This window comes from Telmatospirillum siberiense (assembly GCF_002845745.1).
In the GTDB taxonomy this organism is placed as follows: Bacteria; Pseudomonadota; Alphaproteobacteria; order Rhodospirillales; family Magnetospirillaceae; genus Telmatospirillum; species Telmatospirillum siberiense.
The window spans coordinates 25,273-39,625 of record NZ_PIUM01000005.1; the positions used below are offsets into that span (position 1 = coordinate 25,273).

General features: G+C 63.1%; 12 protein-coding genes. 4 read left to right on the top strand and 8 right to left on the bottom strand.

Features of this window, described 5'->3' with window-relative positions; translation table 11 throughout:
* Positions 1-93 precede the first annotated feature (93 nt).
* From CWS72_RS06445 to edd, 3 genes are all read right to left on the bottom strand, one after another.
* On the bottom strand, positions 94-2,280 hold the full coding sequence (locus CWS72_RS06445; protein WP_101249765.1) for a dihydroxy-acid dehydratase domain-containing protein: 2,187 nt from the start codon (positions 2,278-2,280) through the stop codon (positions 94-96).
* A gap of 78 nt (positions 2,281-2,358) precedes the next feature.
* Positions 2,359-3,150, bottom strand: a complete 792-nt coding sequence (locus tag CWS72_RS06450) for a FadR/GntR family transcriptional regulator (protein WP_158240530.1) — start codon at positions 3,148-3,150, stop codon at positions 2,359-2,361.
* Positions 3,151-3,808: 658 nt separating this feature from the next.
* Entirely contained in the window at positions 3,809-5,626 is a 1,818-nt protein-coding gene (gene edd, locus CWS72_RS06455; RefSeq protein ID WP_101249767.1) for a phosphogluconate dehydratase, read from the bottom strand.
* 191 nt (positions 5,627-5,817) lie between these two features.
* Here edd and CWS72_RS06460 point away from each other — a divergent pair, with 191 nt between their 5' ends.
* Together CWS72_RS06460 and CWS72_RS27700 are read left to right on the top strand one after the other, a co-directional pair.
* Entirely contained in the window at positions 5,818-6,651 is an 834-nt protein-coding gene (locus CWS72_RS06460; RefSeq protein WP_101249768.1) for a MurR/RpiR family transcriptional regulator, read from the top strand.
* A 224-nt stretch (positions 6,652-6,875) separates the two neighbouring features.
* A complete protein-coding gene (locus CWS72_RS27700; RefSeq protein ID WP_101249769.1) occupies positions 6,876-7,208 on the top strand; it encodes a PilZ domain-containing protein in 333 nt (110 codons plus the stop codon).
* Positions 7,209-7,244: 36 nt separating this feature from the next.
* Here the strand turns inward: CWS72_RS27700 and CWS72_RS28045 are convergent, their stop codons facing one another.
* From CWS72_RS28045 to CWS72_RS06485, 5 genes are all read right to left on the bottom strand, one after another.
* Positions 7,245-7,391 carry a hypothetical protein gene (locus tag CWS72_RS28045; protein ID WP_199175568.1) on the bottom strand — a complete coding sequence of 49 codons (147 nt, stop codon included), beginning with the start codon at positions 7,389-7,391 and terminating at the stop codon, positions 7,245-7,247.
* Positions 7,392-7,417: 26 nt separating this feature from the next.
* A complete protein-coding gene (locus CWS72_RS06470; RefSeq protein ID WP_199175569.1) occupies positions 7,418-8,902 on the bottom strand; it encodes a putative sulfate exporter family transporter in 1,485 nt (494 codons plus the stop codon).
* Between the two features lie 282 nt (positions 8,903-9,184).
* Positions 9,185-9,856, bottom strand: a complete 672-nt coding sequence (locus CWS72_RS06475; RefSeq protein ID WP_241911611.1) for an OmpW/AlkL family protein — start codon at positions 9,854-9,856, stop codon at positions 9,185-9,187.
* A 420-nt stretch (positions 9,857-10,276) separates the two neighbouring features.
* Positions 10,277-10,945: an OmpW/AlkL family protein gene (locus CWS72_RS06480; protein WP_101249771.1), complete on the bottom strand. Its 669-nt coding sequence runs from the start codon at positions 10,943-10,945 to the stop codon at positions 10,277-10,279.
* A gap of 181 nt (positions 10,946-11,126) precedes the next feature.
* Positions 11,127-12,008 (bottom strand): AEC family transporter, encoded by an 882-nt coding sequence (locus CWS72_RS06485; protein WP_101249772.1) that lies wholly within the window; start codon positions 12,006-12,008, stop codon positions 11,127-11,129.
* 223 nt (positions 12,009-12,231) lie between these two features.
* Here CWS72_RS06485 and CWS72_RS06490 point away from each other — a divergent pair, with 223 nt between their 5' ends.
* Together CWS72_RS06490 and CWS72_RS06495 are read left to right on the top strand one after the other, a co-directional pair.
* A complete protein-coding gene (locus tag CWS72_RS06490; protein WP_158240531.1) occupies positions 12,232-12,996 on the top strand; it encodes a substrate-binding domain-containing protein in 765 nt (254 codons plus the stop codon).
* A 5-nt stretch (positions 12,997-13,001) separates the two neighbouring features.
* Positions 13,002-14,345: a chloride channel protein gene (locus tag CWS72_RS06495; protein ID WP_101249774.1), complete on the top strand. Its 1,344-nt coding sequence runs from the start codon at positions 13,002-13,004 to the stop codon at positions 14,343-14,345.
* Positions 14,346-14,353: the final 8 nt, after the last annotated feature.

Genomic DNA, 14,353 nt, shown 5'->3' on the forward strand with positions numbered 1-14,353 from the left:
ATGCGCGGTGGTTGGCTATGAGTGCGATTTATAGCGCGGAATCCCACCTATTGTGTTCTGTTATATTTGTAATTATTTTTATATAGACTTTAGTCACTGGCGAAAGTTCCAGGGTAAAACGGCGCGCCGATCGACGGAATCGGGAACCACGCCCTTTTCCGCGGTGGTGACGTGATCGAGCCAGCTACAGGCAGCGATCTGGGTTTTGCGGGCTTCGATCCGGGCCTGGCGTTCCTTGACCAGGACGCTTCGTTTTTCGCGCGGCGCGTCGGTCGTGGGGGCCAGTTCGCCCTTCAGGAAAGCGTCCATGTCGAGCAGGTCGATGCGTTGCTCGCGCAGGCGGACCCAGAGCAGATCGCCGTTGACCAACGTCCCGATGCCGCCGCCTTCGAAGGCTTCCGGCGTGACATGACCGACGCAGGCGCCCTTGGTGACGCCGGAATAGCGTCCGTCGGTCATCAGGATGGAGGTGCGTTCCAGCACGCCCTGATGCCGGAGATAGGCGCTGGGAGCGAACATTTCGGGCATGCCGAAGGCTTTCGGGCCTTGCCCGGCGATGACGAAGGCGAAGGCGACGGTTCCCTTGACCACCATCTCCTCCATGCTGTCGCCGTCGTCGCCGCCGTTGATCCGGCGCATCTGGCGCAGGAGTTCCGGCGGCAGATCGAGGCTGTCGCACAGGGTCTTCACCAGGGTGGTCGATTGCAGTTCGTGATTGCAGAGGGTCTCGTTCTCGTAGTAGCGGACCAGGAAGACTCGTCCGTCGAAGCGGTTGAACTGTTCGGTGGACATGCCGGCGACCTTCAGCGTGCAGGACGAGAAGAAGTTGCCCCGCATGATGTCGGTTCCCGAGATATCGCGGATCGGCGTGGTGCGGATCACCGAGCGTTCGGGCGGAAGCTCGGGTGAAACCGCCGTCGCCATGCCGGCGATGCGCTCGCCCCAGGTGCGGCCGGTGACGGTGGGCGCGCCCAGATCCATCGGCACGCCGAGATCGGCAAGGACCTTGTAGATGCTTTCCATGCCGTGATGCAGGCCGGCCTTGGCCTGCTGGGCGAGGACGTGGGTGTCGCGGCCCTCGGTCAGGCTGTGGGCGAAGATGTCGGGAACGGGATGGGACTCCCGCACCCGCTCATAGTCGAACAGGGTCACGTCGAAACCGGCATGGCGCATCACGCAGGGCATGTGCAGCATCAGGTTGGACGAACTGCCGGTGGCGTTGTGGATGCGGATGGCGTTGGCGTAGTTGCCGGCCAGGATCTCGCAGACGGCGAATTCGGGCTTGTTGAGAAGCCGGAACAGGCTGTCGATGCCGCGGAAGACGATCTCGGTCTCGGCCTCGTCGAGCAGCAGTTCGGAATCGCGCGGCACGAAGCCGAGGGCGGAGACCAGGGTGCGCGAGGAATTGCCGGTCCCGTTGAAGGCGCAGATGCCGCCTTTTTCGCCGCAGGTGGCGGCGGCCAGTTCGTTCAGGATCTGGTCGGATTGGGCCCGCTCGATGATCCGATGCTCGACCGCCCGGTTGAGTTGGCCCAGGAAGGCCTCGTCGGACGAACATTGCAGGATGTAGTGACAGTTCTCCTCGATGTCGTCGGCCAGTTGCGGATCGCCGATCCGCCGGGCCTCGTCCTGGATCCTTTGCAGTTTGGCGCGGGTGTCCTTGGGGATGACGCCGCCGGCCAGCACATGGGAGGGAACGAAGACCGCCCAGACCGGCGCCGTGCCGCGTTCGGGATGGCGGCGCGCGCGGTCGGCGGCGGCCAGGCCAGACAGGATGCCGGTGGGCGTCTTGTCGCAGCCCGCCAGTACATAGGCCGCGTGGTAGCTGTGTCCCTCGAAATTGATGTTCACCGCCATCGCCGTCTGATTGCGCGAGGCCAGCGAATAGCTTTGTCCGATATTGCTTTGCGCCGTGCCGTCGCAAATCACCGGAATGCCGAAGGTGAAGGGCACCCCGCCGTTCTGCCAGATGCGGGCGGCGGCGCGCAGCATATGTTCATGGTCGTAAAGATGGGCCGGATGATCGGGCGAGCCCTGGATGATGCAAATGCGCGGCCGGTTGGAGGAGAGCCGCCCGACGATGACCGGCAGCGAGAAATCACCCAGACCGGCGTAGCCCGGCTCGTCTTGCAGCAAGGCGTCGGCGCGCTTCAGGAGGGCGCGCACGGTAATAGGCTCGTTCGACAATCCCTGGATGCAGGATCGATAGGGATTATATCCTTCCTCGATGAACAGGCTGGTAAATTCCGGGTTGATCGTCTGGTCGGGGGTTTTGCTCATTTTTCGATCTGCCTGAATTGCGGGTGGCGCCGATCCAGTGTCGGCGATGACCGTGCATGGTGTGTATGACCGCGTTCGTTAACGCGGATCCGATCCGTTGTTGACCAGCACATAGGCCTGTGTCGTGGGTATTGGTTCCAAGGAAATTCCAAGATCGCTCGCCGTGCGCAGCAGAAGGGACAAGCCCGCGGCATGCGCCCCGGCGGCGTCCTGCCGGCGGATGCAGGTCAGCAGCGCGCCGTGGCGGCCCAGGCTGTCCTTCAGTTCGCCGGCGTCGGCGTTCGATTGATGAATGACCAGCCTTAGCGCCGGCTCGATGACCGGAATCATCTGGGTCCAGATCAGATTCCGGGTCGCCCGGTAGATGGCCTGGTGGAAAGCCAGGTCGTAATCGTCGAAGGGCGAGGAGACGCAGTCCGGATCCAGCGGGTCGAGCCCATGCGCCGTCATGCCGGCGAAGGCCTCCTCCATATCCTGGAGATCCTTGCCGCGGGCGTTGCGGGCGGCGACCATGGCGATGACCGGCTCGATGGACAGGCGGAAGGCGAACAGATCGCGCAGGAATGGCGGCCGCGGCGGCGAATAGTCGGCAACCCAGCGGCTGAGCAGCGGGCTCAGGAACGACCAGTCGGCATAGGGGCGGACAAAGGTTCCGTGGCCGGAAACGCGGGTGATCATGCCGACCGTTTCCAGCATCTGCAGGCCGCTGCGCAGGGTCGGGCGGGAGATGCCGAGATGTTCGACCAGCGCCATTTCCTTGGGCAGGATGCTTTCCGGCGGAAAGCGGCCGACAATAATGTCCCGCGCCAGCGTATCCGCGGCACGCCGGCCCAAATCGACACTTGGTATCTGCGGATCCATCTTGGGCATCCCGCAGCGCCTCCCGGAATTTTTTATTGGAGGCATCATATGTCAGACATAACAAAATTCAAGTCTGACATTTATGGCAGGAATGCTGTCTTATTATTGCTACAGAGTGGCACCTGCGTCCCTGCCCACAGGCGCTGGGATAAGCCCTCGCCCCCTGTGGGAGAGGGCGGCGAGCGTAAGCGAGCGGGTGAGGGGACTTACGCGCGGGAGCGCGGAAAAAACGTGCAGAAACAAACAAGTCTTTATGTCGCGCGGACGCTAAGCACCCCTCACCCGGCCGCTAAAGCGGCCACCTTCTCCCACAGGGGGCTACCGGATTCACATATCTTTTTTTCGGTGGAGAAAAATCTGTCGTTTGCGAGCCAAAGACGAAGCAATCCTAAGAGTGGCACCGGCGTCCCTGCCGGTGTTCCGGCGGGAGCCGGAAAGGGTCCGCCTTCGGCGGATCACCGGCGCGGAGGCCGGTGCCACTGTTTTATCCAAGGCTGGCAATGCACTGATAAAACTACGAAATTTGAGATATGTGAATCCGCTAGCCCGCAGGGGGCAAGGGTTTCTCCGTCTTCTGCTCGCAAACGACGGATTTTTCTCCACCGAAAAAAAGATGCGCGAATGCTGTAGCCCACTCGAAGAGTGGGCTTTTATCCCTCTCGGACCCTCAGCCGAAACTGCTGGCGCCTTCCTCCGCCGGCAGTGCGTGGGCGCGGAAGAGGCCGAACAGGGCATGCCCGAAACCGCCGTCGAGTTCGCTGACCGGGGCGGCCGGTGGCGTCGCCGCGCGGGCTTCCCAAAGGGCGGAGTCGACCTCGGCTTCGATGACCCCCGCGTTGGCGTCGAGCAGGATCATGTCGCCTTCCCTGACCCGGCCCAGGGGGCCGCCGGCGATCACCTCCGGCGAGATATGAATGGCCATGGGAATTTTCCCGGTCGCTCCCGACATGCGCCCGTCGGTGATCAGGGCGACCCGATGCCCGGCGTCCTGCAGGGCGCCCAGGATGGGGGTCAGGGCGTGCAGTTCCGGCATTCCGTTGGCCCGCGGTCCCTGGAAGCGCAGCACCGCGACGAAATCCCGCTCAAGCCGCCCCTCCTTGTGGGCGGCGACGAATTCGGCCTGGCTGTCGAACAGCAGCGCCGGGGCGCGGACCCGCCGGTTGGCCTCGGCAACGGCCGAGATCTTCATGACGCCGCGTCCCAGATTGCCTTTGAGGAGGCGCAGGCCCCCCTCGTCGTCGAAGGGATCGCCGAGGCCGCGCAGAACCGTGGTGTCCAGGCTGGCGCCCGGCCCGTCCCGCCAGGCGAGTCCGCCGTCGAGCAGCAGCGGATCCCGGCGATAGGCCCCGAGCCCGCCGCCGGCCACGGTCGTCACCTCGCCGTCCAGCAGACCGGCGTCGAGCAGTTGGCCGATCAGGAATCCCATGCCGCCGGCGGCATGGAAGAGGTTGATGTCGGCCGGACCGTTGGGATAGATGCGGGCGAGCAGGGGGGTTGTCCGCGAGATCTCGTCGAAGTCGTCCCAGGTGACCCGGATGCCGGCGGCGGCGGCGATGGCCACCAGATGGATGGTATGGTTGGTCGAGCCGCCGGTGGCCATCAGGGCGACGATGCCGTTGACGATGGCCCGTTCGTCGACGACCCGCGCGATCGGGGTGTAGTCGGCGCTCCGGGCGGTGATCGACAGCACCCGTTCGGCGGCGTGCCGGGTCAAGGCTTCGCGCAAGGGACTGCCCGGATGTACGAAGGCCGAGCCCGGAAGATGCAGCCCCATCACTTCCATCAGCAACTGGTTGGAGTTGGCCGTGCCGTAGAAGGTACAGGTCCCGGGACCGTGATAGGACTTGGTCTCGGAATCCAACAGGGCGTCGCGGCCGATCTTCCCCGTCGCGTAAAGCTGGCGAACCCGCGATTTCTCGGCGTTGGAAAGGCCCGTGCTCATCGGGCCGGCGGGAACGAAGATCACCGGCAGATGGCCGAATTGCAGGGCGCCGATCAGCAGGCCGGGCACGATCTTGTCGCACACGCCCAGCATCAGTGCGGCGTCGAAGCTGTTGTGGGACAGGGCGATGGCGGTCCCCATGGCGATGGCGTCGCGTGAGAACAGCGACAGTTCCATGCCCGGCTGGCCCTGGGTGATGCCGTCGCACATGGCCGGTACGCCGCCGGCGACCTGGGCGACCCCACCCGCCTTCCAGGCGGCATCCTTGATGATTTCGGGAAAGCCGGCGAAGGGCTGATGGGCCGAAAGCATGTCGTTATAGGCCGTGACGATGCCGATGTTGGGCGCCCGTCCGGTTCGCCGGACCTTCTCGTCGGTATTCAGGGCGGCGATGGCATGGGCGAAATTGGCGCAGGACAGGGTTTCGGCGGGCGGGTAGGCCCCGGCCACGGCCTCGGTGCGTCTCAGATAGGCGGCGCGGCTGTCGCGGCTGCGCTCGCGGATGCGCTGGGTGATCTTGGCGATACGCGGGTCGAGGGGCATGGGGCATCCTCTTGCGGTCAAGAAAAATATGGAGAATTTCTACATATTATCATTCCCCTTTACCGATCACAACGGTTTCGCCTGGTGAAATTTGGCTGCAAACGGGAAAGTGCCCTTTAGCATGAGAAAGCGCTTGCCCAAATGGGTGGGCTCGGCGTTATGTAGTTTTTCTCCATAAAGAGGGGTGGTCCATGCTGTCACGGATCGAAACTCTATGTCCGTCCCTGCGTCCGTCCGAGCGCAAACTGGCCGATTTCATGCTTGGCCGTCCGCAGGAGGTCATCAGTCTCTCGATGAACGATCTCGCCGCGCGGACCGGGCTCAGCCAGGCCACTATCGCCCGTTTCTGCCAAGCCGTGGGCTGCTCGGGATTCCGTGAATTCAAGATCAAGCTCGCCCAGGCGGTCGGCGGCGGCGGTGTTGCCCTCATTCATCAGGACGTGGCGCCGGGTGAATCGCCGGCGGGAATCATCGGCAAGGTTTTCGACCGTGCCCTGTCCAATCTGATGATGGTCCGCGCCGCCTTGTCTTCGGCCGCCGTCGAACGGGCCATCGGCCTGCTTGACCGGGCCCGGCGCATCGAATTCTATGGATCGGGCAATTCGGGAATCGTCGCGGCCGACGTGCAGCATAAATTTTTCCGTCTCGGCATGCCGACGGTCGCCTACAACGACCCGCACGTCTATAACATGTCGGCTTTGACCCTGGGTGGGACGGACGTCGCGGTGCTGATCTCCCATTCCGGGCGGACCCACGATATTTTGGAGGCGGCGGAAAACGTCCTGTCGGTGGGGGCCGCCGTCATTGCCATCACCCATTCCAATTCGCCGTTGGCCCGGTTGGCGACGGTGGCCCTGATGGCCGACGTCGCCGAGGACACCGACGTCTTTTCCCCGATGACCTCCCGGCTCGTTCATTTGACCATCGGTGACGTGCTGGCCGTCGGCGTGGCCCTCGCCCGTGGGCCGGCCGTCGGCGGAACGCTGACGCGAGGCAAGGCGGCGGTGCTCAGCCGCCGCCGGTGAGATTATTGATCCATTGTCCCCGTATGGGGATGGGTGGTCCCGGCAAATCCCCTCACAGTGGTCCCCGGAATATTCAACCATGGAAGGTTCCATCTTGCGACGGGGGCAACCATGGGAATTTTTTCCACCGCTCTATAGAATGCTATGGTATTCAAATTCATTGCGTGACGATTGGCCGATCGCCTTTGTCCGGCCCGCCATTTTTCGCAGTCTGGGGAAGCTTGATGCCACCGTTCAATGAGCGCCGCCTTTTTCCGCGCTATCCCACCATTGGCCTGAAGGTTGAGATCGACGGTCGATTGTTCGACGTCGCCGATATTTCGCTCGAAGGGGTCCGGGTCAAGGGACCGGGCCTGGTGATCGGGAATTCCGTGACTCTTCTGCTTTACCCGGCCGGCAAGGACCGGCGGAAGGGGGTCCTGGTCGGCGCAAAAGTGGTCGTCCGCCATCGCGATTCCGTCGCCTTGAGGTTCGACGGGGCAACCATGGCGCTGATGAAACTGGTCGTTCATCAGGCGTCGCTGCATTTGGGGGTCGAACCCTACGCCGTCAAATAGAAAGGCCCCGGGGAAGGACCCCGGGGCCTTCTCCGCTTATCCGATGAAGTGGCTGAGGGCCGACAGCGCGATCAACGCCGTAACGCCGATGCCGAGGCTCCAGCCGATCAGCTTCTTCTCGATGGGCAGCAAGGGCTCCACCGGAGCCTTTTGCAATTCCGCGTTGATATTGACGTCGGACATGAAAGTTCTCCTTATCCGAAAGGGTGTCAACTGGCCAGGGGCGGCGTCACCCCATGGAAGAACAGCCACGAGATCAGCAATCCTACCCAGATCACGAAACCGAACAGGGTCAGCACATAGACGGCGGCCAGTTTGGCGATCCCATCGGCCCATAGTTTCTTGAAGTTGGAGAGCAGGCCGATTGAGAAGAAGGTCAGCAGGAAGAAGATCACCCGGAAGGTGTTGGCCTCGCCGATCACCGCCGGCAGTTTGGCTTTCAGCTCCGGGCCGCCGGCCAGGGCGAGAATCAGTCCGAGGGCGAAGGTCACGATGAAGCCCAGGATGAACTTCGGAAAGCGCTGCCAGATTTCAATCGCCTTGGTCTTGTCGGCGGTTTTCTCGGCGTTGATGTGATTGGTCCAGATATAGCCGAGGATGAAGGCCCAGATGCCGATGAAGACGTCGATGAAGACCTTGATGGTGGCCGTCGTGCCGACGATCCAGCCGGGTTCATAGCGCACGCCCTCGGCCGCCGACTTGGCGAGGATCAAGGCTTCGGTGATGCCGCCGCCGGCGACCGCCGCGCCGTCGGTCTTGACGGCAAGCCCGATCCAGGCCGCCGCGACCAGGGGGTCGTGCGAAAGGAAGGTCTGGGCCAGGAAGGGCAGCACCAGCACCTCGACCACGGCGAAGATCACCACCAGGGACGACACCAGAACCGGCACCACGGGGCGCGCGCGGATGGCACCGCCGGTGGCGATGGCCGCCGCCACGCCGCAAATGGAAATGCCCGAAGCCAGGGGCACGGCCCATTCGCGGTTGAAGCCGAACCATTTGCGGGCGACGAAATAGACCACGGCCCAATAGATCAGATAGGCCTCGACGATCGCCGCGACGCCGCGCAACAGAAGCGAGGATGCCAGATTGAGGCGTCCGGCCGCCGTGACCGCGATGAAGCCGCCCAGGATGACGATGGCGATCTTGATGTAAAGCTCGGGGCGGATCGCCTCCTTCAACCAATCGGCAAAGCGCGGAAAGAGGTTGGCGATGACCAGCCCCGCCAGCAGGGCGATGATGAAGCCCCCTTCGTTGGTCAGCCGCAGCGACCAATCGATGCCGAATTTCTGCTGATCGGCCGGCGTGACCACCGCCACATAGGCATAACTGCCGACGACCCAACTGGCATAGGCGATGGCGAAGAACACCGTGAAGGTCACGGCAAATCGCTTGGGATTGACCTTCAGCGCGGTGGCGGCGGCGGTCAATATCACCAGGAGCGCGGCATAGGTGGCCAGCAAGGCGCCGGCTCCACCCAGGCCGGCATAGAGTTTCGAGGCGGTCCCCAGCGCCTTGGCCGGATCGTTCCAGACCGAGGTGGTCACCACCCAGCCGACGATATCGGTACCCAGCAATCCGAGGAGAGACGCGGCGAAGATCAGAAATCCGATGCCCAGCGCGAGCCAGTCCTCGTTGATCCAGGAGATCGCTTCCGCTTTTTCGGACCAGAAGATCGTTTCAGCTTTTTCAGACATGCACTGCCCCACTTATTTAACAGTGATGGGCTGCCCTTTAGGCCGGCATGGGCGAACATGGGCAGACCTATGATTGCGCCACAAGACTATTCCTCGGTCAATGTGTTATTAAGCTTAATTATAACACAAAAATAGTGTTGCTTATGGGCGCGTCCTTCGGCGGTAGAGGTGTCATACCGGTGAACCCTTGATCCGGCCCGTTCGCCGGTATTGAGACCGGCATATCCGGAATCGCGCGCCTTGAAGCCCGTGCGATTCCGGATAGCGAACCTCTCCGTCCGTCTAGAACCGGTAACCGACACCGACGCCGACCAGCCAGGGATCGACGCGAACATTGGCCCGGGTGGCCTCCGTTCCGTTCAGCTTCACCACCGCCGTCGTCGAGACGAAGATCTTCTTGACGTCGACGTTGACGAACCAGGAGCCGTTGACCTGGTAATTGGCGCCGACCTGCAGAGCCTCGCCGAAGTTGTTCTTGTAGGAGACCCTGGTACGTTGGCCACCGAGGGCCGGGGCGCCGCCGGCGTCGTAGAAGATGGAGTAATTCAGGCCGGCGCCGACATAGGGATCGAAAGCCGAGCGGGCAAGGGGATGCCATTGGCCGGTAAGCGTTGGCGGCAGCAGCCAGACATTACCGAGATCGATCGTCTTGCCGAAGGTGCTGCCTTTGTCCTTCACACTATGCTGAGTGGTTCCCGCGATGAGTTCAGCGGCGAAATGATCGCTGAAGTAATAGGCGGCATCGAGTTCGGGGACATAGTCGTTGCTGATGCTGGCCTTGCCATGCAGTCCGTTGTCGCGTCCGCTGACATCGGGAATGGCGCCCAGGGCGCGTAGGCGGACCAGCAGGTCGCCGGCGCCCAGGCCCACCTTGGCGTCATCGGCATTGGCTGCGGAAACCCCGGAGAACAAAGCCAGGGCCGAGGTGAAAGCGAGTAAATGCAGTGATTTCAAGATTTCCCCCAACGATATGAACAGTTGATGAAAGTCGTCCTCCGCGCATTACGGGCGAAAAGGACGACCCTCGACATCGCATCGACTGCTCATGACCGGGAAATCGCTTGCCTATCTCAAACATGCACCGCCCTGCTTCCACCTGTGATGGCTCGATTAATCTTTCCTCACGACATCAAGACGGGAAATCCGAAGGGAAACCATTGCGCCATAAAATTATGACGACGTCAATGTGTGGTTATGTATATATAAAACACAAAATTATTGTTATTTTTTGACGAAAAGATCCGTTCAGGCTGGCATGCCGGAGGGCGATGCTTCAACGAAGGAAAGGTCCCCCTTGGCGCAGGATGATCGCCAAGGGGGATTTGAGCTTCAGAGCGCTTCGGTTGCGAACCGCCGCACTCTTGTGGTGAACCTCTAGAACCGGTAACCGACACCGACGCCGACCAGCCAGGGATCGATACGGACGTTGGCCCGGGTGGCTTCCGTTCCGTTCAACTTGACCACCGCCGTCGTCGACAGGAAGATCTTCTTGACGTCGACATTGACGAACCAGGAGCCGTTTACCTGATAATTGGCGCCGAACTGCAGCGCCTCGCCGAAGTTGTTCTTGTAGGTGACCTTGGTACGCTGGCCCGCAGCGATGGTCTGCGCGCCGCCGGCATCGTAGAAAATGGTGTAGTTCACGCCGGCGCCGACATAAGGGTCGAACGCCGAACGGCCAAGCGGATGCCATTGCCCGGTAAGCGTCGGAGGCAGCAACCAGACGTTGCCCAGATCGATTCTGGAATTCGCCAGTTTATCCTTCACTTTGTGTTGGGTGGTTCCGGCGATGAGCTCGCCGGCAAAAGTGTCGGAGAAGTAATAGGCGGCGTCGAGTTCGGGGATAAAATCATTGCCGATATCGATCTTGCCATGCAGCGCGTTGTCGCGTCCGCTGACATCGGGAAGAACACCCAGGGCGCGCACGCGCACCAGCAGGTCGCCGGCGCCCAGGCCCACCTTGGCATCATCGGCATTGGCTGCGGATACCGCTGAGAACAAAGCCAATGCCGAGGTGAAAGCGAGTAAATGCGTTGATTTCACAGTTTCCCCCACAAAATGAATGGTTGAATTGAAACCATCGCTTTCACGCCTTGAGGGGTCAAGCCGGCTTTTGATGCAGATCAAGCGGATTCAAGAAGTTTTCACTCTGTAGCATTTTTGTCACAGATTGTGGGGTGGCCGGACCTGCCCGAAGAGGAAGATGACGGCATCTCATGGCGCTTCAGGTCAGGGCGGCCACCAGCAAGGGCAGCCCCAGATAGGCCAGGGCGGTGGAGACCAGGACCATTCCCGCCACTTCCTCCGGTTCGTTGTGATAGAGGCTGGCGAACAGGTAATTGAACACGGCGACCGGCATGGCGCTTTGCACCACCAGCACGCCGAGGGCGGCGCCTTCCAGGCCGAACAGCCTGGCCACCAGCCAGCCGCCGGCCCCTCCCAGCAGCAGGCGGACCAGGGACATGGCCACCGCGCGCCCGACATTGTCGACCTTCAACTGGGCCAGCGCGACGCCCAGGGCCATCAACATCAGGGGCACGGTCAAACCCCCGGCCACGTCGGCGGTATTGGTCAGCCATGCCGGGGGGCGGACCTCGAACGCGTTGAGAGCCAGCGCGATGACGGTCACATAGATGAACGGCAGCCTCAGCAGCGCGCCAATCCTGAATTCTCCGGAGGCCAGGGCCACGCCGATGGTGAACTGTCCGATGATGGTTACGGCGAAATAGACCATGGCCAGGGCCATGCCCTGTTCGCCGAAGGCGAACAGGCAGATGGGAATGCCCATGTTCCCGACGTTGGGAAAGATCAGCGACGGCAGATAGACCTTGGAGGAGAGGCCGGCGGCCCGCAATCCGATCGCTCCGGCGACGCCGAACAGCACCAGGCAGGCCGTCGAGGCGCCGCCCATCGTGGCGAAGGCCGCGCCCGACATCCGCATTTTGGTGAAAATCGAGAAGACCAGGCAGGGCGCGCCGATCAGCGTGATCATATGGGTGATCATGGTCTGGTCGAAGGGAAGGCCGCGCCGGGCCCAAAGATAGCCGGCCAGGGAAATCAGAAAGGCCGGCGCGATGACGGCGGCTAGATTGGTGATCAAGTGCATTTCATCTCGGCTTCGCCGAAGGGCGAGGCTCCCCTTGTGAGATCCCGGCAGTCTATCCCGGCCGGGTTGCCGGCGATAGTCCGGTCGGGGTGGCGGGGACGGTTAAAATACCTGGGTATTCGTCCGGCGGCGCCGGTTTTCGCGATTCCAACCGCCGGCTTTGCATCGGTCGCCGGCTTGGGCTACATGAAGCGATACTTTCCCGTCGATGGAGATGCTCCCGATGCGTCCTGGTTTCCTCGCAATGCTGGTTGGCCTGACGGTTCTCGGCGGCCGGCCGGCCGTCGCGGCCGAGGTGAGGGTGGCGACCGTCGGCGCCTTCCGGCCGGTCATCGCGGCGTTGGCCGCCGATTTCGAGCGCGTCAGCGGCGACACGGTGGCGGAGACCCATGATACGGCGGGCGCGCTTTTCCGCCGGATCGAGAACGGCGAGCCGGTCGACCTCGTCATCCTGACCCTGTCGGGGATCACCGATCTGACGGCGCATGGCAAACTGGTCGCCGGCAAGACCGCCCGCCTGGCCCGGGTGGGAATCGGCGTCGCGGTGAAGGAGGGGGCTCCAGCGCCGGCCATCGGAGACGTCGAGGCCTTCCGTCAGTCTTTGCTCGATGCGCCGTCCATCGCCTATATCGATCCGGCGTCCGGCGGCTCCAGCGGCGTTTATCTCGCCCAGCTCTTCCAAAGGTTGGGCATCGACGAGGCGCTCCGGCCGAAAACGGTGTTGGTGCAGGGCGGTCTCGTCGGCGACCGTGTGGTCAATGGCGACGTGGCGGTCGGCTTGCAGCAGATCAGCGAATTGATGGCCGTCAAGGGGATCCGGCTGGTCGGGCCGTTGCCCGACGCCATTCAGAACTATACCCTTTACGCCGGTGGCGTCAGCAGCACGGCGACCAATCCCGAGGCGGCGGAAAAATTCCTGAATTTCCTGCAGGGCGACATCGCCACCGCGCTTTTGCGTGAGAAGGGAATGGCGCCGCCGCGCGAATAACGCCGATGTCCCGCAAATCGTTTCGCCTGTTGCGCAATCCGGCTCTTTCCCTCCGGATCCTGCGCCATCGTCTGCTGCTGTGGAGCGGTGCCATCGCCGTCGCCCTGGCGGCCATCCTGTTCGCCAGGACCAGCGTTCTGGGGAACGATCTCTTCGGCAGGGCGGTCCGGATATCCCCGCTGCTCGCCTATGTGATCACGCCGGCCGCCTTCGCCGCCATTCTATGGCTGACCCGCAGTCTGTTCGCCGGGGCCGAGGGCAGCGGCATCCCGCAAACCATCGCCGCCTTGCAGCTTCCCGTCCTCGCCCAGCGGCGGAGCGTTCTTTCCCTGCGGGTGGCGGCCGGCAAGATCCTGCTGACCACCCTCGGTCTCTGCGCCGGAGCGTCGATCGGACGGGAAGGGCCGACGGTGCAGATCGGCGCCGCCATCATGCACAACCTCGGACGCTGGGTGCATCTGCCGGTCAAGGGAATGGAGCGCGCCCTGGTGCTGGCCGGCGGTGCCGCCGGCATCGCCGCCGCCTTCAACACGCCCCTGGCCGGGGTGGTCTTCGCCATCGAGGAATTGTCGCGTTCCTTCGAGGAGCGCACCAGCGGCGCCGTGCTGACGGCGGTCATCGTCTCGGGCATCGGGTCCATGGCGGTGCTCGGCAACTACACCTATTTCGGACGCACCGACGCCGTGCTCGACCTGATGCAGGCCTGGCGGCCGGTGCTGGCCTGCGGCATCGGCGGCGGGCTTCTGGGGGGCTTGTTCGCCCGCGTCCTGATCGGGTTCTCACGCGGTCTGCCCGGCCGGGCGGGCCGGTGGATCGGCGCCCATCCGGTGGCCTTCGCGGCGGTCTGCGGACTGGCCCTGGCGGCGCTCGGCCAATGGTCGAACGATACCGTCTACGGGACCGGTTATCAGGAGGCCAGGGGGCTGATCGAGGGCGGGACCAGCCTGCCGGCCAGCTTCGGTCTGATGAAGCTGGGCGCTACCGTGCTGTCCTACGCCAGCGGCATCCCGGGCGGCATCTTCGCTCCCTCGCTGGCGGTCGGTGCCGGGCTGGGCGCCGACGTCGCCCATTTCCTGCCCGGCGTTCCCGTCGGGGCGGTGGTGATCCTCGGCATGGTCGGCTATTTCACCGGGGTGGTGCAGGCGCCGATCACCGCCGTGGTGATCGTCATGGAGATGACCGACAACCAGGCCCTGGTCATTCCGCTGATGGCCACGGCGCTGATCGGTTTCGGTGTCTCGAAGATGGTCTGCCCGACCTCGTTCTACCGCGCCCTGGCGCAGACATTCCTGGAGAAGATGGCGCGCCGGCGGGACCGGCCGGACGCCGCGCCGGCCAATCCCGCGTAACCATGGCG